The sequence below is a fragment of the Isoptericola variabilis 225 genome, assembly GCF_000215105.1.
Taxonomy (GTDB): domain Bacteria; phylum Actinomycetota; class Actinomycetes; order Actinomycetales; family Cellulomonadaceae; genus Isoptericola; species Isoptericola variabilis_A.
On record NC_015588.1, the window covers coordinates 1,437,303 to 1,460,354 of the forward strand.

The following is a 23,052-nucleotide window of genomic DNA, read 5'->3' on the forward strand; positions in this document are numbered from 1 at the left end:
CCTCGTCGGGCGCCGGAGGCGGTGCGGACGGTCCCGGGGTGCCCGACGGCGGCACCGGAGCCGCGACGTCGGCCCACCCGTCCGGCTCGGGCGGCAGGTCGTCCGGCGGGGGAGCGTCGTCGTCCGACGGGACGAGCTCGAGGTCGGCGTACGGGTCGTCGGGGTGGCTCACCCGGTCGATCGTAGGCGCAGGGGCCGACGCCCGTGCGCGCTCCTCCACAGGCACCGGCCGGGCCGTCGGCGCGTGGCGGTCAGTGCGCGTGCTCGCGCACGAGCGCGACGGCCGACGCGACGACCGCCACGCACTCGGCCGCGGCGGCCACGAACTCGTTGACCCCCGTGAACGTCGCGTGGACCCCGTAGAGGCCCACCGTCGCCGAGAGCACGAACGCGACGAGGGTCGCGGCCCCGAAGCCGATCCCGCCCACGAGCGGGAGCCAGTGGCGCCAGGCGACGAGCAGCACCGAGAGGACGGCGCCGCCCAGGGCGTTGAGCAGGAAGAGCGGACCGACCACGGGGATGTCGGCGTACCCGTGCACCCACAGGACGAGGTGCACCACCGCGGAGACGAGGACGCCCACGGCGGCGACCCAGCGCCACGCCCGGGCGACCGGGTGCGCGGTGGCACCGCGCCCGTGGGAGGGTGGCGTCGACGAGGGCGAGCCGCTCATGCTGGACATGCTGCCAGGTTTGCCGGCCGGAGGACACGGGGCGCCGCGCCCCGCCGACACGTTGGAGGAGCGCATGACCGCACCGACCCCGCCCGCGCCGTGCTGCGGGCCGACCCGTCGCCAGCTGTTCCGGGGCGCCGGCGCCGCGGCGGGCGCCGTGGTCGGGGCGTCCGTGCTCGGGGCGTGCGCCGAGAGCACGGACCCGGGGGAGTCCGCGGCGTCCGTGAGCTCGGCCGGCGCCGGCACCGTCGTCATCGCGCTCGCCGAGGTCCCCGTGGGCGGGGCGGCCAGCGCCGAGGTCGGCGGTCAGCCGGTCCTGGTGACGCAGCCCGTGGAGGGCGAGGTGCACGTGTTCAGCGCGGTCTGCACGCACCAGGGCTGCACCGTCGTCCCGGGCGACGGCGAGCTCGAGTGCCCGTGCCATCGCTCGCGCTTCACGCTCGAGGACGCCGCGGTGCTGGGCGGTCCCGCGTCCGAGCCGCTCGGCGAGGTGTCCGTCACAGTCGTGGACGGCGACGTCGTGCTGGCCTGACGATTCGTAGACTGGGCGGGTGACGACCCCCGCAGACACGTCCACGAGCCGTGCCCGGACGGTGCTGCCGCTGCGCCCCGAGCTCGCGGACGAGGTGCCGTACGGCGCCCCGCAGCTCGACGTGCCCGTGCTGCTCAACGTCAACGAGAACCCGTACCCGCCGTCGGACGCGGTCGTCGCGACGATCGCGCGCGAGGTCGCGGCCGCCGCGGCGGGCCTGAACCGGTACCCCGACCGCGACTTCCCCGCGCTGCGCGCCGACCTTGCCGACTACCTCGCGGTCGAGTCCGGCGTGCGCGTGGCGCCGGAGCAGGTGTGGGCGGCCAACGGCTCGAACGAGGTCATGCTGCACGTCCTGCAGGCGTTCGGGGGCCCCGGTCGCACCGCGCTGTCGTTCGCGCCGACGTACTCGATGTACCCCGAGTACGCGCGCGACACCCACACGCGCTGGGTCACGGGCCGGCGCGCCGAGGACTTCACGCTCGACGTCGACCACGCGGTCGCGACGATCGCCGAGGTCCGTCCGTCGGTGATCCTGCTCGCGAGCCCGAACAACCCGACGGGCACCGCGCTGCCGCGCGCCGTCGTCGAGGCGGTCCTCGACGCCGCGGCCGCGATCCCCGCGGTCGTCGTGGTCGACGAGGCCTACGCCGAGTTCCGCCGTGCGGGGACGCCGTCGGCGCTCGAGCTGCTCGCCGACCACCCGCACCTGGCCGTCACGCGCACGATGTCCAAGGCGTTCGCGGCCGCGGGCCTGCGCCTGGGGTACCTCGCGGCGTCGACGGAGCTCGTCGACGCGCTGCGGGTCGTGCGCCTGCCGTACCACCTGTCGGCGGTCACCCAGGCGGCGGCGCGGGCCGCCCTCGCGCACCGCACCGAGCTGCTGGCGCAGGTCGACGCGCTGCGGGCCGAGCGCGACGCGCTCGTCGACTGGCTGCGCGCGCAGCACCACGCCGGCCGGCCGCTGCAGGTGGCCGAGACCGACGCGAACTTCGTGCTGTTCGGCACGTTCGCCGACCGGCACGCCGTCTGGCAGGGGCTCCTCGACCGGGGCGTCCTGATCCGCGAGACCGGCCCCGACGGCTGGCTGCGCGTGTCGGTCGGCACCCCCGCCGAGACCGCCGCGTTCAAGGACGCGCTCACCGACGTGATGAGAGAGCAGGAGAGCTGATGGCAGCCCGCACCGCGCGCGTGGAGCGCACGACGAGCGAGTCGAGCGTCGTCGTCGAGCTGGACCTCGACGGCACCGGCCGCACCGACGTCTCCACGACCGTGCCGTTCTACGACCACATGCTGACCGCGCTGGGCAAGCACTCGCTCATCGACCTCACGGTCAAGGCCACCGGCGACACCCACATCGACGCCCACCACACCGTCGAGGACGTCGCGATCGTGATCGGGGAGGCGCTCAAGGTCGCTCTCGGCGACAAGCGCGGCATCTCGCGCTTCGGCGACGCGCTCGTGCCGCTCGACGAGGCGCTCGCGCAGGCCGTCGTCGACGTGTCCGGTCGCCCGTACCTCGTGCACGACGGCGAGCCGGCCGGCCAGGAGTACCACCTCATCGGCGGGCACTTCACCGGGTCGCTCACGCGGCACGTGCTCGAGTCGATCGCCCACCACGCCGGCATCTGCCTGCACGTGCGGGTCCTCGCGGGCCGCGACCCGCACCACGTCGTGGAGGCCCAGTTCAAGGCGCTCGCGCGCGCGCTGCGCGCGGCCGTCGCCCTCGACCCGCGCGTCGAGGGCGTCCCGTCGACCAAGGGAGCGTTGTAGGTGCCCGATCGTCCCGAACCCGACCTGCCCGCGGACCTGCCCGAGATCGAGATCCCGGACGACCTGTCGAGCCTGACCGAGCCCACGCACGACCCGGAGCTCGCCGTCCTCATCACCCAGATCGCGGGCGCCGAGCCGCTCGCGGCCGCGTGCTCGCTCGCGCAGATCGACGTCGACGCCGTCGCCACGCCCGTCGGGGCGCTCGCCGTCCTGCGCGACCGCTCGGGCGACGCGCCCGACCGCGCCGCGTCGGCCATCTCGCAGCTCGTCAGGGGTGTGCCGCTCGTGCTCGCCACGCGCCGCGGCGAGCAGCTCACCTGCGTGCGCTACCAGGACGGCGCCAGCGAGGGCACGCTGCCCCCGGGCCTCGTGCTCGGCGGTGCCCCGGAGGAGCTCGAGGACCTGCTCACGGGCCAGGTCCGGGTGGGCGACCTGCCCGGCGTCGTGCCGTCGTCGAGCATCAGCCGGCTCAAGGCCATGCGGCTGCTCACGGGCGCGGCGCGCAAGGCCCGGAAGAAGAGGTGACCCGATGAGCGAGCAGGTGCCCGAGCTCCTGCCCGACGGCGGTGCCGCGGCCGAGCTCAACGCCCGGCCGGCGGCGCGCTCCGGCAGGTCCGCAGGCACGGGCCGGCCGCGCGTCGTCGTCCTCGACTACGGCTTCGGCAACGTCCGGTCGGCCGTGCGCGCGCTCGAGCGCGTCGGCGCGGACGTCGAGCTCACGGCCGACCACGCGGCCGCGACCGAGGCCGACGGCCTGGTGGTGCCCGGGGTCGGCGCGTTCGCGGCGTGCATGGCGGGCCTGCGCGCGGTGCGCGGAGACCAGGTCGTCGACCGGCGCCTCGCGGGCAACCGCCCGGTGCTCGGCATCTGCGTCGGCATGCAGGTCATGTTCGACGCGGGCGTCGAGCACGGCGTGCGCGCCGACGGGCTGGGGGAGTGGCGCGGCGTCGTCGACCGGATCGACGCGCCCGTCGTGCCCCACATGGGCTGGTCACCCGTCGAGGTGCCGCCCGGCACGACGCTGTTCCGCGGCGTGGAGCACGAGCGCTTCTACTTCGTGCACTCGTACGCCGCCCAGCAGTTCACGCAGGGCCACGACGAGCACGCCGACCCGCGCTTCACGCCCCCGCTCGTCACCTGGGCGCGGCACGGTTCCGACGGCCGCGAGGTGCGGTTCGTCGCCGCGGTCGAGGACGGTCCGCTGTCCGCCACGCAGTTCCACCCCGAGAAGTCCGGCGACGCCGGCGCGACCCTGCTCGAGAACTGGGTCAAGTCCCTCTGAGTCTGGAGACACCCCGCATGACCGATCGCCTCGTCCTGCTGCCCGCCGTCGACGTCGCCGACGGCCAGGCCGTCCGTCTCGTCCAGGGCGAGGCAGGGTCCGAGACCTCCTACGGCGACCCGCTCGCCGCCGCGCTCGACTGGCAGGCCGGCGGCGCCGAGTGGATCCACCTCGTCGACCTCGACGCCGCGTTCGGCCGCGGGTCGAACGCCGACCTGCTGGCCCGGGTGGTCGCCGAGGTCGACGTGCAGGTCGAGCTGTCGGGCGGCATCCGCGACGACGCGTCGCTCGAGCGCGCGCTGGCCACCGGCGCACGCCGCGTCAACATCGGCACGGCCGCGCTCGAGGACCCCGAGTGGACCGCCAAGGTCATCGCCGAGCACGGGGACGCCGTGGCCGTCGGGCTCGACGTGCGCGGTACCACGCTCGCGGCCCGCGGGTGGACCAAGGAGGGCGGCGACCTGTGGGAGGTCCTCGGCCGCCTCGACGAGGCCGGCTGCGCCCGGTACGTCGTGACCGACGTGACCAAGGACGGCACGCTGCGCGGCCCCAACGTCGAGCTGCTGCGCGAGGTCGCCTCGCGCACGCCCGCGAAGGTCGTCGCCTCGGGCGGCATCTCGTCGCTCGCCGACCTCGAGGCGCTGCGCGCCCTGGTGCCGCACGGCGTCGAGGGCGCCGTCGTCGGCAAGGCCCTGTACGCGGGTGCGTTCACGCTGCCCGAGGCGCTCGACGTCGCCGGCCGCCCGTGACCGCCGACGACGGCCGGGCGCTGCCGGGCCACCTGCGCTCGATCCAGCCGACGTCGCAGTTCGCCGGCGACGACGGCTCGGCCGACCCTGAGCTCGCCGCGCTGCTCGAGGGCTACGCCGCCGGCGCCACGCCGCTGCGCGACGTCGTCGCACGGCTCGCGGCGACGCGCGTGCTGGTGCCGGTGCTGGCCGAGGTCGAGGCGACCGGCACGGTCGAGCACGAGGGCGCCGAGCTCCACGTCGACAAGGAGGCGTCGGCGGGCGTGGTCGCGCTCCAGGCGCCCGACGGCCGCCGCGCGCTGCCCGTGTTCACCTCGGTCGACGCGATGCGCGCGTGGCGCGCCGACGCCCGTCCGGTGCCCGTCGAGGCGCCGCGCGCCGCGCTGTCCGCGGTGAGCGAGGACTGGGCGCTGCTCGTCGTCGACCCGGCCGGCCCGGTGACGGCGCTCGTCCCGCGCCCGGCCGTGTGGGCGCTCGCCCAGGGGCAGCAGTGGCGCCCGGCGCTCGAGCCCACGGCGGACGGGCTCACGGTCGAGGCGGAGGTCGCGGCGGCGGTGGCCGACGCCGCCGCACCCGTCCAGCACGTCGTGCGGGCGCACGCCGAGCCGGGCCGCACGGCCGAGGTCGCGGTCGTGCTCGCGCTCGACCCGGGCCTGGACCGCGCGGGTCTCGACCGGGTGCTGGCACAGGTCAACGCGCGGCTCGGCGCGTCGAAGGTCGTCTCCGAGCGCGTCGACTCGCTCGAGCTGCGCATCGCCGCGGCCCGCTGACGCCGCGGCGCGCGGGCCTCAGGAGCAGGGCGGCAGCGCCGAGAACGAGGCCTCGTCGCCGAGCAGCTGCCGCACCGTCGACAGCGGGATGAGCATCGAGCGCCCGTCCGACGTCTTGGCGTAGACGACGCCGATGACGCGGCCCGTCCCGTCGAGCGCCGCGGACCCCGACGACCCGGGCTCGACGGGGGCGTCGGTCACGAGCACCTCGCCGAGGTTCTCGTTGAGCGGGTCGGTCGTGCGGCCGATGACCTCGCCCTGGGTGACCGTGAGCGCCCCGCCCTCGGGGTAGCCGACCACGGTGACCGGGTCGCCGGCCTCGGGGTCGGCCGTGCCCAGCTCGGGGTAGGACGGCAGGGGGTCGTCGGTGCGCACGACGGCGAGGTCCGCGAGGGCGGCCGTGCTCGCGGCGGTGACCTCGATGTCGCGCCCGTCGTAGGTGCTCACCTGGAGCACCTCGGAGTCGGCCACGACGTGCCGGTTGGTGATGAGCGTGTGCTCGTCGATCGCGAAGCCCGAGCCGGTCGACAGCCCCGTGCAGCCGACGTTGCGGATGCGCACGGCCATGCGGCGGACGGCGTCGAAGCCGTCGGGCGAGAGGTTCTCCCCGCCGTGGGCGACCAGGCTCGGGGCGGCCGTGGGGGTGATGTCGTCCGGGACGGCGTCGGGCAGCTCGGGCAGCACCCCGCAGCCCGCGACGAGCGCGAGCGAGGAGACGACCACGAGCGTGCGCCGCGCCCTCACTGCCGCAGCTCCTGCTGCAGCTGCTCGTTGGCCCGGTTGGCCTCGTCGCACAGCGCCCTCACGTCGCCGGCGAAGCGCTCGAGGTCGGCCGGGTCGTACGCCTCGCGGTTCTCGAGGTACCCGATGAGCAGCGACTGCGCCTCGATGCACTGGCCGAGCGCGGTCGCGACGACCCCGGCGGCCTCGCTCACGCGCGTCTGGTAGTCGATGTAGCGCTGGGCCGCGACCGTCTCGTCGCCCAGCCGAGCCTTCTCGTCCGCGAGCGCGGTGATGCGCTCGGTCGCCGTGGCGAGCTGCTCGCGCGCGGCGACGAGCTCGGCGTTGACGCCCGCGAGCTCGGTCTCCAGCGAGAGCGCCCGCTCGGCCTGCTCGCGCGCGTGCTGCTCCCACGCCGCACTGTCCTCCTGCCAGCGGACCGTCGTCAGCCACAGGTACGCCGCGACGCCGAGCGCGGCCAGCAGCAGCACGACGAGCACGACGACGGCCGCGCGCGACCCCCGGCGACGCCTCGCCGGGGCGGGTGCGGGCGCCGGGTGCGCGGGCAGGTGCTGCGGTGGCGGGCCGGGCGGCTGCCACGCGGGCGGCTGCGGCGGGTGGCTCATGTCAGACGACGGACCCCGTGTACTTCTCGCCCGGGCCCTCGCCCGGCGGGTCGGGGATGACCGAGGCCTCGCGGAACGCGAGCTGGAGCGAGCGCAGCCCGTCGCGCAGCGAGCGGGCGTGCTGGTTGCCGATGTCCGGGGCGCTCGCGGTGACGAGCGCCGCGAGCGCGGTGATGAGCTTGCGCGCCTCGTCGAGGTCGAGGTGGCCCGCCTGCTCGGCGTCCTCCGCGAGACCGCACTTGACGGCGGCGGCGCTCATGAGGTGGACGGCGGCGGTCGTGATGACCTCGACGGCGGCGACGTCCGCGATGTCGCGCGTCGCGTCGTCGACGAAGCCTGCGCCGGGATCGGTGGGGGTGCTCATGCGGACCATCTTCCCATCTGCGGGGCGGGCCACGGGGACGGCCGAGGCCGGGCCCCCGCGGGGGACCCGGCCTCGGACCGATGCGGTGCGGTGCGGCTCAGAAGCCGACGGGCTCGACGTCGGGGCCGGTACCGGCCGCGACGGGCTCGGGCGCCGGGCCGCCGGCGACCTCGGAGCGCAGCTTGGCGCCGAGCTCGGCGTCGACGTTGCTCCAGTACCAGAAGAACCGCTCACGGATCGCGTCGACCGTGATGGCCTTGCCCTGGCCCGTGAGGGTCTCGAGGAAGCGGGCCTTGGCCGCGTCGTCGAACACCTCGCGGTACAGCGTGCCGGCCTGGCCGAAGTCGTCGTCCTCGGCGTGCAGCGTCGCGGCGGCGCGCACGAGCGCGCCGTCGGACTCCCACGAGCCCTCGGCGGCGCGCGACGGGTCCGCGACCGGGCCGCCGAACGAGTTCGGCGCGTACACGGGGACCGACGGGTCGTTGAAGTGGTGCCGCTGGGCGCCGTCCTGCGAGTAGTTGTGGACCGGCGCCGCGTGCGGCGTGTTGACCGGCAGCTGCTGGTAGTTGGTGCCCACGCGGTAGCGCTGCGCGTCCGGGTAGGAGAAGACGCGCGCCATGAGCATCTTGTCGGGCGAGATGTCCGTGCCGGGGACCTGGTTGGCCGGCGACAGCGCGATCTGCTCGATCTCCGCGAAGAAGTTGCGCGGGTTGCGGTTGAGCGTGAAGTGCCCGACGTGGATCAGCGGGTAGTCGCCGTGCGGCCAGACCTTGGTCAGGTCGAACGGGTTGAAGCGGTAGGTCTTGGCGTCCTCGTACGGCATGACCTGGACCTTGATGTCCCACGTCGGGTGCTCGCCGCGCTCGATCGCCTCGTACAGGTCGCGGCGGTAGAAGTCGGCGTCCGCGCCCGCGAGCTTCTCGGCGTCCTCGTTCGTGATCGTGTGCACGCCCTGGCGCGAGATGAAGTGGTACTTGACCCAGAAGCGCTCGCCGGCCGCGTTGATCCACTGGTAGGTGTGCGAGCCGTAGCCGTTGACCTCGCGCCACGAGCGCGGCAGGCCGCGGTCGCCCATGAGGTAGGTGACCTGGTGGGCCGACTCGGGCGAGAGCGTCCAGAAGTCCCACTGCATGTCCGCGTCGCGCAGGCCTGAGCCGGGCAGGCGCTTCTGCGAGTGGATGAAGTCGGGGAACTTGATGGCGTCGCGGATGAAGAACACCGGCGTGTTGTTGCCGACGACGTCGAGGTTGCCCTCGGTCGTGTAGAAACGCAGCGCGAAGCCGCGCACGTCGCGCCAGGTGTCGGGGGAGCCCTGCTCGCCCGCGACCGACGAGAAGCGCAGCGCGACCTCGCCCTTCGCGCCGGGCTGGAAGACGGCGGCGCGCGTGTACGCCGAGACGTCGCCGGTGATCTCCCACTCGCCGAAGGCGCCGCCGCCCTTGGCGTGCACGATCCGCTCGGGGATCCGCTCGCGGTTGAACTGGGCGAGCTTCTCGACCAGGTACCGGTCGTGCAGGACGGTGGGGCCGTCCGCACCCACCGTGAGCGAGTGCGCGTCGCTCGTGACCGGCGTGCCGGTCTGCGTGGTGGTGAACGGGGTCGTCATGTCTCGACGTCCTTTCTTCGGGGTTGGCGTGGGAGGGAGGTCAGCGGCTCGCCGCGCACGCGGGGCACAGGCCCCAGAACGTCACCTCGGCGAGGTCGATGGTGAAGCCGTGCGTCGCGCTCGGCGTGAGGCACGGCGCCTGGCCGACCGTGCAGTCGACGTCGGCCACCGCGCCGCACGCGCGGCACACCACGTGGTGGTGGTTGTCGCCCACGCGCCGCTCGTACCGGGCGGGGTGGCCCGCCGGCTCCATGCGCCGCAGGAGGCCGGCGTCGGTCAGCGCGTGGAGCGTGTCGTACACGGCCTGGACGGACGCCGACCCGAGCTCCTCGCGCACGGCCTGCACGACGTCGTCGGCGGTGGCGTGCGGGAGGCGGTCGAGCGTCCGGAGCACACCGAGCCGCACGCCGGTGACGCGCAGCCCCGCGTCGCGCAGCAGCTCCTGGTGGTTGCCCATGGCGACGACCCTAGGCCTTTTCTGGAACGATTCCAAGTTGCGTCCGCGAGGCGGTCGGTGGTGCGGTGCTGTCGCGCGGGTCACGTCCGCCGAGGCCGTCGCGGCCTGTCGTGGCCGGGCGGGCTCGTGCTAGCCTTGTGCGCTGACCGACCCGGACGCCGCGAGGCGGACGGGTGCATCAAGTGGAGTCCATCCCACCCGAGCACCGACGCGCCGCCCACGGCGGCCGACAGGAGCCGGGTCCCGGTCGGGGCGAGGCGCTCTCGCGGCGCGTCGTCCTGCCCCCGGTCGTCGGCGCACCCGTGCGCCCGGCGTCGGACCGACGGCCTCCACCTGGTGCTCAGGGCGGGGGCCGTTCCTCGTTCCTGGCGGTCGTTCCGACGAGTTCCTAGGAGCATCACCATCAGCGAGCCTCGCATCAACGACCGGATCCGCGTCCCCGAGGTCCGGCTCATCGGCCCGGGCGGGGAGCAGGTCGGCGTGGTTGCCACGGCGGTCGCCCTGAAGCTTGCCCAGGACGCCGACCTCGACCTCGTCGAGGTCGCACCGGACGCCCGCCCGCCCGTCGCCAAGCTCATGGACTACGGCAAGTTCAAGTACGAGTCCGACATGAAGGCGCGCGAGGCGCGGCGGAACCAGGCGAACACGGTCCTCAAGGAGATCCGGTTCCGCCTCAAGATCGACCCGCACGACTACGCCACCAAGAGGGGGCACGTCGAGCGGTTCCTCTCGGCCGGCGACAAGGTCAAGGTCATGATCATGTTCCGCGGCCGCGAGCAGTCGCGCCCCGAGATGGGCGTGCGTCTGCTGCAGCGCCTCGCGGACGACGTGTCGGAGCTCGGCTTCGTCGAGTCGATGCCGAAGCAGGACGGCCGCAACATGACCATGGTCCTCGCGCCGGTCAAGAAGAAGGCCGACGCCAAGAGCGAGCAGCGCCGGCGCTCCGCCGAGGTCAACGCCCAGCGCAAGACCAAGTCGGAGGTCAAGGCCGAGGCGCGCGCCCGCGCGACCCAGGACGAGCAGCCCGCGCAGGCCGCTCCCGAGACCGAGGCCCCCGCCGAGCCCGCGGAGCAGCCGCAGCAGCCGCAGGCCCAGGCCGAGCCCCAGGCGCCCGCCCGGGACGCGGCCCCGGCCCCGGCCCCGGCCGCCGCGCCCGCGCCGCCGCGGCCCCGCCCGGCAGCACCGCGGCCCGCGCCGCGCCCCGGCCCGCGCGCGAGCTGAGGCCGGCACAGACCATTTGGCACCGGGCCGGCCCACCGGCCATGGTCCGCACCACGTCGCCCGTCACCCGGCGGGCGACCGACACGAGGAGAGACGGCAGTCATGCCGAAGAACAAGACGCACTCCGGCGCCAAGAAGCGCTTCCGGGTCACCGGCAGCGGCAAGGTCATGCGGGAGCAGGCGAACCGCCGCCACCTGTTCGAGCACAAGCCGACCACCCGCACGCGCCGCCTCGCGATGGACCAGGAGGTCTCGCAGGCCGACGTCAAGAAGATCAAGAAGCTGCTCGGCAAGTGAGCCACCCCGGCGGGTGACGTCCTGCCGGACCCACTTCCGACCCGAACTGCAAGGAGCATCACGTGGCACGCGTGAAGCGGGCGGTCAACGCCCACAAGAAGCGCCGTACGACCCTCGAGCGCGCCAGCGGCTACCGCGGCCAGCGCTCGCGCCTCTACCGCAAGGCGAAGGAGCAGGTCACCCACTCGCTCGTCTACGCCTACCGCGACCGCAAGGCGAAGAAGGGCGACTTCCGCAAGCTGTGGATCCAGCGCATCAACGCTGCGTCCCGCGCGCAGGGCCTGACCTACAACCGCCTCATCCAGGGCCTCAAGGCCGCGGGTGTGGAGGTCGACCGCCGCATGCTCGCCGAGCTCGCGGTCAACGACGTGGCGGCGTTCAACGCGCTCGTCCAGGTCGCCAAGGACGCGCTGCCCTCGGACGTCAACGCGCCGAAGGCCGCCTGAGCCCGGCTCAGCACCCCAGGACGCCCGGACACCCCGACCTGTCGATGCACCGCATCCCCGACGTGACGCTCGCGAACCCGCGTGCGGACCGGGTCAAGCAGGTCAGGGCGCTGTCCGGGCGTCCTGCGCGTTCCCGGCACGGGCAGTTCCTCGTCGAGGGGCCGCAGGGCGTGCGCGAGGCCGTGCGCCACGCGCCCGGCGCCGTCCGGGACGTCTACCTCACACCGGCGACGGCCGAGCGGTACGCCGAGATCCTCGACGCCGCGCTCGCCGCGGGTCTCTACGTGCACCTGGGCACGCGCGAGGTGCTCGAGGCCATGAGTCCCGACGCGCAGGGCGTGCTGGCCGTCGTGCGCACGCAGGAGCCGTCGCTCGACGCCGCGCTGCGCGAGGCGGCCGGCGCCCGGCCGCTGCTCGTCGCGGTCCTGGCGACCGTGCGCGACCCGGGCAACGCCGGCACCGTGATCCGGGCGGCCGACGCCGCGGGCGCCGACCTCGTCGTCCTCGCGGGCGAGAGCGTCGATATGTACAACCCCAAGGTCGTCCGCTCGACCGCCGGCTCGATGTTCCACCTGCCCGTCGTCACCGACGTGGGACTCGCCGAGACCGTCGAGGCGCTGCGCGGCGCGGGCTGCACGGTGCTCGCCGCCGACGGCGGGGGCGACCTCGACCTCGACGACCTCCTCGACGCCGCGGGCACGCCCGGCGCCTCGCCCGACCTCGCGCGCTCGACCGCGTGGGTCTTCGGCAACGAGGCCTGGGGCCTGCCGGAGGCGGACCGCGCGCTCGCCGACGCCGTCGTGCGCGTGCCGATCCGGGGCAGGGCGGAGTCGCTCAACCTCGCGACCGCCGCGACCGTCTGCCTCTACGCCAGCGGCCGCGCGCAGCGCTGACCCCGCTAGCATCCCGAGGGTGCGACTCTTCACCGCCGTGTACCCGTCGGCCGCGGCGTCGGCGCACCTCGACCTCGCCCTCGGCGGCGTCGGCGGGGCCGCCGTCGCCGACCCGGGCGCCGGCCTGCGCTGGGTGCCCAAGGAGCAGCGGCACGTCACGCTCGCGTTCCACGGCGAGGTGCCCGACGGCGCGGTGCCCGGCTACGTCGACGCGCTGACCGCCGCGCTCGCCGGCACCCGCGCGTTCGAGCTCGAGCTCGCGGGCGGCGGGTCCTTCGGCGGGCGCACCCTCTGGGTCGGCGTCACCGGGGCGCTCGACGCGCTGCGGAGCCTCGCGGCGCTCGTGGAGGAGGCCGCCGCCGACGCCGGCCTGCCCGCGGACGACCGCGCCGGCGGCCGCCCGCACCTCACGGTCGCCCGGGCGTCGGCGTCCCGGGCAGGACGCGCCGGCAGGACGGGGGAGCGGGGCTCGCGCCGCCCGCGCGGCCGGAGCGACGACGCGGCGTCGCCGCTCGCGCACTGGGCTCGCGCGCTCGCGGTCTACCGTGGGCCCGCCTGGCCCGTCGAGGCCGTGCACGTCGTCGCCTCCGAGCTCGGCGCCGGCCGGTCGGGCGGCCCGCTGCACGACGACGTCGCCGTCGTCCGCCTCGCGCGCTGAGGGCGGGCGAAAAGCACGTCCGGGGCGTCCGCGCGGACACATAGACTGACCCCTGCCGCTCACCCACCTCGAGGAAGGCACGCATGTCCACGCCCGATCCCCTGGACCCCGACGCGCTCGACGCCGCGGTGGACGCCGCCCTGGCGGACATCGCCGCGGCCCGCGACCTCGACGAGCTCAAGGCCGTCCGGACGAGGCACACCGGCGACCGCAGCCCGCTCGCGCTCGCGAACCGCGCCATCGGAGCGCTGCCGGGACCGGACAAGGCCGCCGCGGGCAAGAACGTCGGCCCGCGCCGGGGTCGGGTGTCCCAGGCGCTCGCGGCCCGGCAGGCCGAGCTCGAGGCCGAGCGGGACGCGCGCGTCCTCGTCGACGAGGCCGTCGACGTCACGCTGCCGGCGGGCCGTCGGCCGGTCGGGGCGCGGCACCCGATCGAGCTCGTCCAGGAGCGCATCGCCGACTTCTTCGTCGGCCTCGGCTGGGAGATCGCCGACGGCCCCGAGGTCGAGGCCGAGTGGTACAACTTCGACGCCCTCAACTTCGGGCCCGACCACCCGGCGCGCCAGATGCAGGACACGTTCTACGTCGCCGGGACCGACGGGCAGGCGCACCAAGACGCGCCGAACCTCGTGCTGCGCACGCACACCTCGCCGGTGCAGGCCCGCTCGCTGCTCGCGCGCGGCGTGCCGCTCTACGTCGCCGTGCCCGGGAAGGTCTTCCGCACCGACGCGCTCGACGCGACGCACACGCCCGTGTTCCACCAGGTCGAGGGGCTCGCGGTCGACAAGGGGCTGACGATGGCGAACCTCGTGGGCACGCTCGACGCGTTCGCGCGCGCGATGTTCGGCCCCGAGGCCAAGACCCGTCTGCGCCCGAGCTTCTTCCCCTTCACCGAGCCCAGCGCCGAGATGGACCTGTGGTTCCCGCAGAAGAAGGGCGGGCCGGGCTGGATCGAGTGGGGCGGCTGCGGCATGGTCCACCCGAACGTGCTGCGCGCCGCCGGCGTCGACCCCGAGGAGTACTCCGGCTTCGCCTTCGGGATGGGGATCGAGCGCACGCTCATGCTGCGCCACTCGATCGCGGACATGCACGACATCGTGGAGGGCGACGTGCGCTTCTCCACGCAGTTCGGGATGGAGATCTGATGCCCCGCATCGTCATGGACTGGCTCGCCGACCACGTCGAGCTCCCCGCCGACCTCACCGCCGAGCGCCTCGCGGCCGACCTCGTGCGCGTCGGTCTCGAGGAGGAGGCGATCCACGGCGCGGCCGTGACCGGCCCGCTCGTCGTGGGCCGCGTGCTCGAGCTGACCCCCGAGCCGCAGAAGAACGGCAAGACGATCAACTGGTGCCAGGTCGACGTCGGCGAGCACAACGCCGAGGGCGGCTCGCGCGGCATCGTGTGCGGCGCGCACAACTTCGGCGCGGGCGACCTCGTCGTCGTCGCACTGCCCGGCGCGGTGCTGCCGGGCGGCTTCGCGATCGCGAGCCGCAAGACGTACGGCCACGTCTCGGACGGCATGATCTGCTCGGTGCGCGAGCTCGGGATCGGCGACGACCACGACGGCATCATGGTGCTGACGCGGCACGGCTTCGCCGCGGACGACCTGACGCCCGGGCAGGACGCCGTCGCGCTGCTCGGCCTGGGCGACGAGGTGCTCGAGATCAACGTGACGCCCGACCGCGGGTACGCGTTCAGCTACCGCGGCGTGGCGCGCGAGTACGCGCACTCGACCGGGGCGGCCTTCACCGACCGCGGGCTGCCGGAGGCGCTGCCGACGCCGCCGCCCGCGGCCACGCCGGACGGGTTCGTTGTCGAGGTGGACGACGCCGCGCCGATCGACGGCCAGGTCGGCTGCGACCGCTTCGTCACGCGCGTCGTGCGCGGGATCGACCCGTCCGCCCCGACGCCGGGCTGGATGAGGCGCCGCCTCGTGGGATCGGGCATGCGCTCGATCTCGCTCGCCGTGGACGTCACCAACTACGTCATGCTCGACCTCGGTCAGCCGCTGCACGCGTACGACCTCGAGAAGGTTGCCGCGCCGATCGTCGTGCGGCGTGCGGCGCCGGGCGAGCGGCTGACGACGCTCGACGGCGTCGAGCGCGCGCTCGACGCCGAGGACCTGCTCATCACCGACTCGCCCTCGGGCGCGCGCGGCTCGCGCGTGCTCGGCCTGGCCGGCGTCATGGGCGGGGCGTCGTCCGAGGTGAGCGCCACGACGACGGACGTGCTCGTCGAGGCCGCCCACTTCGACCCCGTCTCGGTCGCCCGGACCGCGCGGCGCCACAAGCTGCCGTCGGAGGCCGCCAAGCGCTTCGAGCGCGGCGTCGACCCGAGGCTGCCGGCGGTCGCCGCCCAGCGCGTGGTCGACCTGCTCGTCGAGCTCGGAGGCGGCAAGGCCGACCCCGCCGTGGGCGACCTCGACACCACGACGCCGCCCGCGGCCGTCGCGTTCGACGTGACGCTGGCCGCGCGGCTCGCGGGCGTGCCGTACACGCGCGAGCAGGTCGTGAGCACGCTCGAGCAGATCGGATGCACGGTCGCCGAGCCCGTGGACGGCTCGACCGACGTCCTCGTGACCCCGCCGACGTGGCGCCCCGACCTCACGGAGCCCGCCGCGCTCGTCGAGGAGGTCGTGCGCATCCAGGGCTACGACCAGGTGCCGTCGGTGCTGCCGGCGGCGCCGGGCGGGCGCGGGCTCACGGCCGAGCAGCGCACGCGCCGCTCGGTGGCGCGGGCCCTCGCGGAGGCCGGCCTCGTCGAGGTGCTGTCGTACCCGTTCGTCGGCACGGCGGACCTCGACGCGCTCGGCCTGCCCGCCGACGACGAGCGCCGCACGGCGCTGCGCCTGCTCAACCCGCTCGCCGACGACCGGCCGCTCCTGCGCACCCACCTGCTGGTGACGCTGCTCGAGACCGCGCGCCGCAACGTGGCCCGCGGCCTGGACGACTTCGGGGTGTTCGAGCTCGGCCTCGTCACGCGCCCCACGCCGGGCGCGCCCGCCGCGCCGCAGCTGCCCGTCGGCGTCCGGCCGTCCGACGCGGACCTCGAGGTGCTCGCCCGTGCGGTGCCGCACCAGCCGCGCCACGTGGCCGGCGTGTTCGTGGGGCGCGCCGCGCCGGCCGGATGGTGGGGCGCCGGCCGCCGCGCGGACTGGGCCGACGCCGTCGAGGCGGCGCAGCTCGTCGCGCGCCGGGTGGGCGTCCGGCTGACCCCGGCCGCCGACGCCACCACCATGCCGTGGCACCCCGGACGCTGCGCGTCGCTCGCGCTCGCGGACGGCACCGTCGTCGGGCACGCGGGCGAGCTGCACCCCACGGTCGTCGAGCGCCTCGGCCTGCCCGCGCGCGCGTCGGCGTTCGAGCTCGACCTCTCCGCGATGGTCGACGCCGCGAGCGACGAGCCCGTCGCGGCGACGCCCATCTCGGCGTTCCCCGCGGCCAAGGAGGACTTCGCCTTCGTCGTCGACGCGGACGTCCCCGCGGCCGACGTCCACGCGGCGATCGTCGCGGGCGCCGGCGAGCTGCTCGAGGAGGCGCACCTGTTCGACGTCTTCACGGGCGAGCAGGTGGGCGAGGGCAAGAAGTCGCTCGCGTACTCCCTGCGGCTGCGCGCGGCGGACCGGACGCTCACGGCCGACGAGGTGCGGGCGGTGCGCGAGGGCGTCGTCGCGGCCGCGGCCGAGCGGGTGGGGGCGGTCCTGCGTGGCTGAGCCCGCACCGGACCCGGCCCCGGCGCGGACCGCCCTCGTCACGGGCGCGAGCCGCGGCATCGGCCGCGCGGTCGCGCTCGGCCTGCGGGACGCCGGGCTCGACGTCGCGCTGCTCGCGCGGGACGCCGACCGGCTCGCCGACGTGGCCGCCGAGGTGCGCGAGCGGGGCCGGACGGCCGTGGTGCTGCCCGCCGACGTCACCAACGCGCGGGCCGTGGCCGGCGCCGTCGCGCGCGCCGAGGCCGAGCTGGGGTCGGTCGACCTCCTCGTCAACAACGCGGGCCGCATCGACGCCGAGGTGCCGCTGTGGGAGGCGGACGCCGACGAGTGGTGGCAGGTCCTCGAGACGAACGTCCGCGGGCCGTTCCTGCTCGCGCGCCACGTGCTGCCCGGGATGCTCGCGCGCGGCGGGGGCCGCGTCGTCGACCTCAACAGCGGCTCCGGCTCGCACGACATGACGGTCGCGAGCGCCTACAACCTCAGCAAGACGGCGCTCATGCGGCTCGGCCACCACCTCCACGCCGCGGGCCACGCCCACGGCCTGCGCGTGCTCGAGGTGGCGCCCGGCGTCGTGCAGACCGACATGACGGGGTCGATGCGCATGCACGCCGACCGCAGCGAGTGGACGCCCGTCGAGCGCACCGTGGAGGTCGTGACGGCGTTCGCGCGCGGCGAGCTCGACGCGTGCTCGGGCTGGTTCGTGCGCGTCTCCGACGACACGCCGGAGTCGCTGCGGCGGCTCGCCGGCGAGGCGACGGCCGCCGCGCCGCGGCACCTGCGCGTCCTGCCGGCCGGCGGGACCGACCCGCTCGCCGAAGGGCTCACGGGCCGCTGACGGCCCGGCTCAGCGCCGGTCGTCGCGCCAGGCGACCCACTCCTTGGCGAGCGTGAGGTCGTAGTCGGGGCCGTTCATGCCGAGCGTCAGGAGCGTCGCGCCCGCGGCCGTGATGGCGTCGCCCACCTCGGACGGCGGCCCCGTGACCTCGACCGACCGCTCGACGAGGCGTGCCGTGTCGCGGCCGACGGCGGCGCCGTGCTGGTCGAGGATCGCGGACTTGCGCCGCAGCACCTCGGGGTCGCCGAACGAGTGCCAGATGTCGGCGTGCTCGGCGACGACGCGCAGCGTCTTCTTCTCCCCGCCACCGCCGAGGAGGATCGGGATGTGCCGGGTCGGCGACGGGTTGCCCGCCGCGAGCCTCGCCCGGATCCGCGGCATCGCGGCGGCGAGCGCGGCGATGCGCGAGCCCGCCGTGCCGAACTCGTAGCCGAACTCCTCGTAGTCCTTGCGGTTCCACCCGGCCCCGATGCCGAGGATCAGGCGGCCGCCCGAGATGTGGTCGACCGTGCGGGCCATGTCCGCGAGCAGGTCGGGGTTGCGGTAGCCGTTGCCCGTGACGAGCGCGCCGATCTCGACGCGCTCGGTCTGCTCGGCCCACGCGCCGAGCATCGTCCAGCACTCGAAGTGCTTGCCGTTCTCGTCGCCGCGCAGCGGGAAGAAGTGGTCCCAGTTGAAGACGGCGTCGACGCCGAGGTCCTCGGCGCGCAGCACGGCGTCGCGGATGTCGGCGTACTCGGCGTGCTGCGGGTGCAGCTGGACGGCGATGCGGAGCGGGCGCGGCGGCGAGGTCATGCCTCCAGGCTACGTGCCCCGGGCGTCGGTCTCGCGCGTCGCCACGGCGAAGACCCGGCGGAACGCGAACGGCGTGCCGTACGCGCGGCGTGGGTAGGCCTCGCGCAGCGCGGCGCCGTACTCGGCGTCGAAGCGGGCGCGCAGCCCGGTCCCGTGCTCGCGGTCGTGCGCGTCGAGCGCGTGGAGGACCGGCTGGGCACCCGTCGCCGACACCCAGCGCAGCACCGGGTCCTCGCCGTCGAGCACGTGCACGTACGTGGTCTCCCAGGCGTCGACCGTCCACCCGGAGCGCGCGAGCACGTCGAGGTACTCGGCGGGGTCCGCCGTCGCGCGCCGCTCGACCGGGCCGACGACGTCGGCGAACGGCGGCCGCGACGCGACCTCGCGCAGCAGCACGTGGCTGGGCGCGTCGTGGTTGCCCGGCACCGAGAACGCGAACGTCCGCCGCGCGCGGTCGGCGAGGCGGGGGAGCAGCTCGAGGTGCCCGGGGACCCACTGGAGCGTCGCGTTGCTGACCACGAGGTCCGCGTCGTCGACGCCCGAGCGCCCGTCCGCGTGGTCGCGCAGGTCCCCGAGGACGTAGGTCCCGCCGGGGTCGGTGGCCCGCGCCCGCTCGATCATCGCGGGGGATGCGTCGAGCCCGACGACCGACGCGCCAGGCCAGCGCTCGCGCAGCACCGCGGTGAGGTGGCCGGGCCCGCAGCCGAGGTCCACGACGGTCGACGGCACGCGCCGGACGCGGGCGAGCAGCTCGCCGAACGGGCGCGAGCGCTCGTCGGTGTAGCGGAGGTAGGCGGTCGGGGACCAGTCGGCCACGGCGGTTCCTTATCTCTCGACGTCGAGTATCTCGACATCAAGATATCACTGGAGCCCCGACTCGTACGCCCAGCGGGCGACCTCGACGCGGCAGCGCCGCGCGCTCGGCCATCCCGGGCAGCCCGTACCCGGTGCCGGGGTGGCCCGCGGGCGTGCCGTCGTCGTGCACCCGTAGCCGGACCGCGCCGTCCGCGCGGTCCACCGTGACGTCGACGCGCGACGCCCCGCGGGCGTGCCGGCGGGCGTTGGTGACGGCCTCCTGCGCCGTGCGGAACACGGCGGCGGCCGTGGCGGGCTCGAGCGGCCGGAGGTCGTCGGACACGTGCACCCGGACCTCGGGCGGGCCGGCGGCGGCGAGGCCCGCGACCGCGTCGAGCGGGTCGAGGCCGCCGAGGTCGGCACCCGGCCAGGTGTCGTCGCGCAGCACGTGCACGAGCGAGCGCATCTCGCCCAGGGTGCGCCTCGCCTCGGCCTCGATGACGCGCAGCGCGTCGACGGCGGCGTCCGGCGCGGCGGCGACCTGCCCGGCCTGCGCCCGCACGGCGATGGCCGTCACGTGGTGGGCGACCGCGCCTCGGCGGCGATCCGTTCGCGCGCGGCGGCGCGCTGGCGGGTCGTCTCGCCGAGCGCCATGGCGAGCAGCAGCACGACCGCGCCCCCGACCGCGTCCGGCACGCTCCCGCCGCCCGTGGCGACCGAGACCGCGACGCCCGCTCCGAGCGCGAGCGTGCCGGCCGCGATGGCCCGCCCCGAGCCCCACCGGTACAGGGCGTACGGCACGAGGACGAGGGCGCCCGCGGTGAACAGGCCGGTGGGGGTGCGCCCGGTCGCGGCCTGGGCCAGCTCGAGCGCGCTCCCGGGGACGGTCACGGCCAGGGTCACGGCGCGCGGGTGCGTGCGGTGCCAGGGCAGCAGCGCCAGGAGGCCGACGGCGACGGCGGTCGAGGCCCGGCCACGCCAGGTCGCGCAGGAGCGCGCCCTCGGCGACCGCGACCGCGACCAGCGCGGAGACGAGCGCCCAGTGCCCGCGCCCATGCCGAGCGCGTACGCGCGGGTCATCCACGCGCCGTGGGAGCGGTAGTCGTGGCGCACGAGCGCGGCCACGGCGAGGCCGAGCTGGACGAGCATCGCCGCTCCGACCCCGTAGCGCAGGGCGGCGAGCGCGGCGTCGTCGTGCGCCGGCAGCTCGTAGGTCGCGGTCACGCTCGTCGCCGCGAGCGGTGTCTGGATGACGACGTGCGTGACGATCGGGACGGGGTCGGTGACGAACCGGGCGTTGTCGGGCGTGAGCTCGCCCAGGTCCGTGAGCCGGAAGGCCCCGGCGGCGACCGGGACCGCGGCGAGCACGAGCAGGCCGGCGACGGCGAGGCGGTTGCGGGTGGTCATGGACCCACGGTGCGCGACGGGCCACGCCGGGCACATCGGCCGTTCGGCCGGACCTGGCCGGCCGACCGGCCGGAGCGTGCCGACCCGCAGGCCGGCGTCCGACCCGCCGGCCGACTCAGGGCACGAGCAGCACCTTGCCGGTCGTCCGGCGGGCCTCGAGCGCGGCGTGCGCCTCGGCGGCCTCGGCGAGCGGGTAGGCCGCGCCCACGCGCACCTCGAGGTCCCCGGCCGCCGCGGCGCCCAGCACCTCGCCCGCCCGCCACTCGAGCTCGGCACGCGTCGCGGTGTAGTGCGCGAGCGTGGGGCGCGTGAGGTAGAGCGACCCGCCCGAGTTCAGGCGCTGCGGGTCGAAGGGTGGGACCTGCCCGGACGCGCCGCCGAAGAGCACGAGCGTCCCGCGCCGGCGCAGCGACGCGAGCGACGCGTCGAACGTGGCCCGCCCGACGCCGTCGTACGCCACGTGCACGCCCTCGCCGTCGGTGAGGTCGCGCACGACGGCGGGCAGCTCGGACGTGATGTCGTCCATCGCCGCGTAGTCGATCGTGTGCGCCGCCCCGGCCTGCGCCGACAGGGCCGCCTTCTCGGGCGACGAGACGGTCGTGAGCACGCGCGCGCCGCGCGCGACGGCGAGCTGCGTGGCGAGCAGCCCCACCCCGCCGGCACCGGCGGTGAGCAGCACGTCATGGCCGTAGCCGACCTCGAACGTCGAGGCCACGAGGTAGTGCGCCGTCATGCCCTGCAGCGGCAGCGCCGCCGCGGTCCGCAGGTCGAGTCCCGCCGGAACGCGCACGGCCTGCGCCGCGGGGACCGCGACGAGCTCGGCGTACGAGCCGTGGGTGTCGTGCCACGCGACCTCGTCGCCGACCGCGAAGGTCGTGACGCCCTCGCCGACGGCCTCCACGACGCCCGCGCCCTCGACGCCGACGACGTGGGGGTACTCCATGGGGTACACGCCGCCGCGCCGGTAGGTGTCGATGAAGTTGACGCCCGCCGCGGCGACCCGCACGAGGACCTCGCCGGGGCCGGGCGAGGGGTCGGGGAGCTCGACGAGTGCCAGGACCTCGGGACCGCCCGCCTCGCGGGCCACGACTGCACGCATGCGTTTCTCCTATGTCAAGCCGCTGTCGCGTACTGTGCTGCGGCGGCAGCTTGCTGGGCGTTCTTGAGGGTGTTGAACACGACTCGGGCGAGTCGGCGTTTGAGGCAGCGCAGGGCTTCGGTCTTCGAGTCGCCGGCCGCGAGCCGCTTGTCGTAGTAGGCCTTGCCGAGCCCCCCGAGGCGGATCTGGGTGACGGCGATGCGGTGCAGGGCCGCATTGAGCTGCCGGTTGCCCGACTTGTTGAGGCGGACCTTGCCGGCGGTGCGTCCGGACCAGACCGGGATCGGCGCGACGCCGGCGTGCATGGCGTACTTGGCCTCGTGGGCGAACCGGCCGATCCCGGCGGTCTCGCCGAGGATCTTGGCCGCAGTCAGCGGCCCGCAGCCGGGCAGCTCGAGCAGCTCGGGCGCGAGCTGGTCAGCCAGCTGGGCAATCTCCTTGGCCAGCGCGTCCGCCCGCGCCGTGAGCGCGGCGACGTCGTCGAGCAGCTCGCGGGCCAGGCGGGCATCGATGCCTTCGATGCCGGTGAGGAACTCCGCCAGCCGGGCCCGTGTGGACGCCCGGTCCAACGACTGGGGCGCCGGGTCCAGGGCCGGGTCGATCCGGTGCAGGTGCCAGCGCAGCCGGTTGATGATCGCGGTGCGCTGCCGCACCAGGTCCTCGCGGTGGTCGACCAGCAGCTTGACCTCCCGCGACGCCTCGTCATGGGACGCGGCGGGCAGGTCGGGCTCGCGCAGCACCGCACGGGCCACGGCCAGGGCGTCGATCGGGTCCGACTTGCCCCGGGTGCGGGCGACCCGGCGCTGCTCGGCCATCATCTTCGGCGGCACCCGCACCACCTGCTGCCCGGCGTCCAGCAGGTCCAGCTCCAGGCGGGCCGACAGGTGCCGGCAGTCCTCGACGCCCCACCGCAGGTCAGTCCCGAACGTCGACTCGGCCCAGCGCACCGCCTTGTCATGACCCTGGGCATCGGCCTTCACCGTCATCTGGCCGAGCCGGCGGCCGGCCGGGTCGACCGCGACGAACGTGTGTGAACGCTTGTGGACATCGGCACCGACAACGACAACCATGGTGGTTGCCTCCTCTCACCTGATCAGTGACGGGGACGGTCGGACCGGCCGGCGGACACATCTCAGTGGGGGCGACGCCACGCTCCTATCAAGTCACGCCGGCCGGTCCCTTCACACCCGGCGCCGGCACAACGCATGCAGGTCAGGCCACAGGCCGACACCGAGGCTATGAGCCAGGCACCAGACGTGAAGGGATCCAACCACCGCAACCGCGGCACATCCACCCTCACACTGACCCGAGACTATGCGAGGGTCGATGCGACGCAGGCCCTGC

At 75.3% G+C, this 23,052-nt stretch carries 27 protein-coding genes; 15 read left to right on the forward strand and 12 right to left on the reverse strand.

The window, feature by feature from the left end:
• Positions 1 to 251: 251 nt before the first annotated feature.
• A complete protein-coding gene (locus tag ISOVA_RS06605) occupies positions 252 to 671 on the reverse strand; it encodes a hypothetical protein (protein WP_013838472.1) in 420 nt (139 codons plus the stop codon).
• A 73-nt stretch (positions 672 to 744) separates the two neighbouring features.
• On the opposite strand from ISOVA_RS06605, the gene ISOVA_RS06610 reads away from it, so the two are divergent.
• From ISOVA_RS06610 to ISOVA_RS06640, 7 genes are read left to right on the forward strand one after another with little or no spacing between them, the layout of a single operon-like run.
• A complete protein-coding gene (locus ISOVA_RS06610; RefSeq protein ID WP_013838473.1) occupies positions 745 to 1,203 on the forward strand; it encodes a Rieske (2Fe-2S) protein in 459 nt (152 codons plus the stop codon).
• Positions 1,204 to 1,222: 19 nt separating this feature from the next.
• On the forward strand, positions 1,223 to 2,374 hold the full coding sequence (locus tag ISOVA_RS06615) for a histidinol-phosphate transaminase (protein ID WP_013838474.1): 1,152 nt from the start codon (positions 1,223 to 1,225) through the stop codon (positions 2,372 to 2,374).
• Positions 2,374 to 2,976, forward strand: coding sequence for an imidazoleglycerol-phosphate dehydratase HisB (hisB, locus tag ISOVA_RS06620; protein ID WP_013838475.1), 603 nt, complete (start codon positions 2,374 to 2,376; stop codon positions 2,974 to 2,976). The genes ISOVA_RS06615 and hisB overlap by 1 nt, the downstream gene beginning before the upstream one ends.
• Complete coding sequence (locus tag ISOVA_RS06625; RefSeq protein WP_013838476.1) at positions 2,977 to 3,501, forward strand: hypothetical protein; 525 nt, start codon at positions 2,977 to 2,979, stop codon at positions 3,499 to 3,501.
• Between the two features lie 4 nt (positions 3,502 to 3,505).
• Entirely contained in the window at positions 3,506 to 4,258 is a 753-nt protein-coding gene (gene hisH, locus ISOVA_RS06630; RefSeq protein WP_013838477.1) for an imidazole glycerol phosphate synthase subunit HisH, read from the forward strand.
• A 17-nt stretch (positions 4,259 to 4,275) separates the two neighbouring features.
• Positions 4,276 to 5,007, forward strand: a complete 732-nt coding sequence (priA, locus tag ISOVA_RS06635) for a bifunctional 1-(5-phosphoribosyl)-5-((5-phosphoribosylamino)methylideneamino)imidazole-4-carboxamide isomerase/phosphoribosylanthranilate isomerase PriA (RefSeq protein WP_013838478.1) — start codon at positions 4,276 to 4,278, stop codon at positions 5,005 to 5,007.
• Positions 5,004 to 5,777: an SseB family protein gene (locus ISOVA_RS06640; RefSeq protein WP_013838479.1), complete on the forward strand. Its 774-nt coding sequence runs from the start codon at positions 5,004 to 5,006 to the stop codon at positions 5,775 to 5,777. The genes priA and ISOVA_RS06640 overlap by 4 nt, the downstream gene beginning before the upstream one ends.
• A gap of 18 nt (positions 5,778 to 5,795) precedes the next feature.
• Here ISOVA_RS06640 and ISOVA_RS06645 read toward each other — a convergent pair whose 3' ends face one another.
• The 5 genes from ISOVA_RS06645 to ISOVA_RS06665 form a co-directional block, all read right to left on the reverse strand.
• Positions 5,796 to 6,521, reverse strand: a complete 726-nt coding sequence (locus ISOVA_RS06645) for a S1C family serine protease (protein WP_013838480.1) — start codon at positions 6,519 to 6,521, stop codon at positions 5,796 to 5,798.
• Positions 6,518 to 7,123, reverse strand: coding sequence for a hypothetical protein (locus ISOVA_RS06650; RefSeq protein ID WP_013838481.1), 606 nt, complete (start codon positions 7,121 to 7,123; stop codon positions 6,518 to 6,520). The genes ISOVA_RS06645 and ISOVA_RS06650 overlap by 4 nt, the downstream gene beginning before the upstream one ends.
• Before the next feature lies 1 nt (position 7,124).
• Complete coding sequence (locus ISOVA_RS06655) at positions 7,125 to 7,487, reverse strand: DUF1844 domain-containing protein (protein ID WP_013838482.1); 363 nt, start codon at positions 7,485 to 7,487, stop codon at positions 7,125 to 7,127.
• 97 nt (positions 7,488 to 7,584) lie between these two features.
• Complete coding sequence (locus tag ISOVA_RS06660) at positions 7,585 to 9,093, reverse strand: catalase (RefSeq protein ID WP_013838483.1); 1,509 nt, start codon at positions 9,091 to 9,093, stop codon at positions 7,585 to 7,587.
• A gap of 40 nt (positions 9,094 to 9,133) precedes the next feature.
• Positions 9,134 to 9,550 (reverse strand): Fur family transcriptional regulator, encoded by a 417-nt coding sequence (locus ISOVA_RS06665; protein WP_013838484.1) that lies wholly within the window; start codon positions 9,548 to 9,550, stop codon positions 9,134 to 9,136.
• Between the two features lie 336 nt (positions 9,551 to 9,886).
• On the opposite strand from ISOVA_RS06665, the gene infC reads away from it, so the two are divergent.
• The 8 genes from infC (at position 9,887) to ISOVA_RS06705 (ending at position 17,612) form a co-directional block, all read left to right on the forward strand.
• Positions 9,887 to 10,771 carry a translation initiation factor IF-3 gene (gene infC / locus ISOVA_RS17510; protein WP_013838485.1) on the forward strand — a complete coding sequence of 295 codons (885 nt, stop codon included), beginning with the start codon at positions 9,887 to 9,889 and terminating at the stop codon, positions 10,769 to 10,771.
• Positions 10,772 to 10,873: 102 nt separating this feature from the next.
• A complete protein-coding gene (rpmI, locus tag ISOVA_RS06675) occupies positions 10,874 to 11,068 on the forward strand; it encodes a 50S ribosomal protein L35 (RefSeq protein WP_013838486.1) in 195 nt (64 codons plus the stop codon).
• Between the two features lie 62 nt (positions 11,069 to 11,130).
• Positions 11,131 to 11,514: a 50S ribosomal protein L20 gene (gene rplT / locus ISOVA_RS06680; RefSeq protein WP_013838487.1), complete on the forward strand. Its 384-nt coding sequence runs from the start codon at positions 11,131 to 11,133 to the stop codon at positions 11,512 to 11,514.
• A gap of 44 nt (positions 11,515 to 11,558) precedes the next feature.
• Positions 11,559 to 12,407: a TrmH family RNA methyltransferase gene (locus tag ISOVA_RS06685; RefSeq protein ID WP_013838488.1), complete on the forward strand. Its 849-nt coding sequence runs from the start codon at positions 11,559 to 11,561 to the stop codon at positions 12,405 to 12,407.
• Between the two features lie 19 nt (positions 12,408 to 12,426).
• Positions 12,427 to 13,065 carry an RNA 2',3'-cyclic phosphodiesterase gene (gene thpR, locus ISOVA_RS06690; protein ID WP_013838489.1) on the forward strand — a complete coding sequence of 213 codons (639 nt, stop codon included), beginning with the start codon at positions 12,427 to 12,429 and terminating at the stop codon, positions 13,063 to 13,065.
• An 83-nt stretch (positions 13,066 to 13,148) separates the two neighbouring features.
• Positions 13,149 to 14,210 (forward strand): phenylalanine--tRNA ligase subunit alpha, encoded by a 1,062-nt coding sequence (gene pheS / locus ISOVA_RS06695; RefSeq protein WP_013838490.1) that lies wholly within the window; start codon positions 13,149 to 13,151, stop codon positions 14,208 to 14,210.
• Entirely contained in the window at positions 14,210 to 16,777 is a 2,568-nt protein-coding gene (gene pheT, locus ISOVA_RS06700; protein ID WP_013838491.1) for a phenylalanine--tRNA ligase subunit beta, read from the forward strand. The genes pheS and pheT overlap by 1 nt, the downstream gene beginning before the upstream one ends.
• On the forward strand, positions 16,770 to 17,612 hold the full coding sequence (locus ISOVA_RS06705; RefSeq protein WP_013838492.1) for an SDR family NAD(P)-dependent oxidoreductase: 843 nt from the start codon (positions 16,770 to 16,772) through the stop codon (positions 17,610 to 17,612). Before pheT ends, ISOVA_RS06705 begins: the two co-directional genes overlap by 8 nt.
• Positions 17,613 to 17,621: 9 nt before the next feature.
• Here ISOVA_RS06705 and ISOVA_RS06710 read toward each other — a convergent pair whose 3' ends face one another.
• The 6 genes from ISOVA_RS06710 to ISOVA_RS06730 all read right to left on the reverse strand — a co-directional run bounded on the left by ISOVA_RS06710 (position 17,622) and on the right by ISOVA_RS06730 (position 22,778).
• On the reverse strand, positions 17,622 to 18,407 hold the full coding sequence (locus ISOVA_RS06710; RefSeq protein WP_013838493.1) for an LLM class F420-dependent oxidoreductase: 786 nt from the start codon (positions 18,405 to 18,407) through the stop codon (positions 17,622 to 17,624).
• Between the two features lie 9 nt (positions 18,408 to 18,416).
• Positions 18,417 to 19,223 (reverse strand): methyltransferase domain-containing protein, encoded by an 807-nt coding sequence (locus tag ISOVA_RS06715; RefSeq protein WP_013838494.1) that lies wholly within the window; start codon positions 19,221 to 19,223, stop codon positions 18,417 to 18,419.
• 37 nt (positions 19,224 to 19,260) lie between these two features.
• A complete protein-coding gene (locus tag ISOVA_RS16720) occupies positions 19,261 to 19,779 on the reverse strand; it encodes a sensor histidine kinase (protein WP_013838495.1) in 519 nt (172 codons plus the stop codon).
• On the reverse strand, positions 19,776 to 20,609 hold the full coding sequence (locus ISOVA_RS15450; protein ID WP_013838496.1) for a hypothetical protein: 834 nt from the start codon (positions 20,607 to 20,609) through the stop codon (positions 19,776 to 19,778). The genes ISOVA_RS16720 and ISOVA_RS15450 overlap by 4 nt, the downstream gene beginning before the upstream one ends.
• Positions 20,610 to 20,724: 115 nt before the next feature.
• Positions 20,725 to 21,708, reverse strand: coding sequence for a quinone oxidoreductase family protein (locus tag ISOVA_RS06725; RefSeq protein WP_013838497.1), 984 nt, complete (start codon positions 21,706 to 21,708; stop codon positions 20,725 to 20,727).
• 14 nt (positions 21,709 to 21,722) lie between these two features.
• The gene (locus ISOVA_RS06730) at positions 21,723 to 22,778 is read right to left on the reverse strand and encodes an IS110 family RNA-guided transposase (protein ID WP_013838498.1); all 1,056 of its coding nucleotides are present in this window, start codon (positions 22,776 to 22,778) and stop codon (positions 21,723 to 21,725) included.
• Positions 22,779 to 23,052 lie beyond the last annotated feature (274 nt).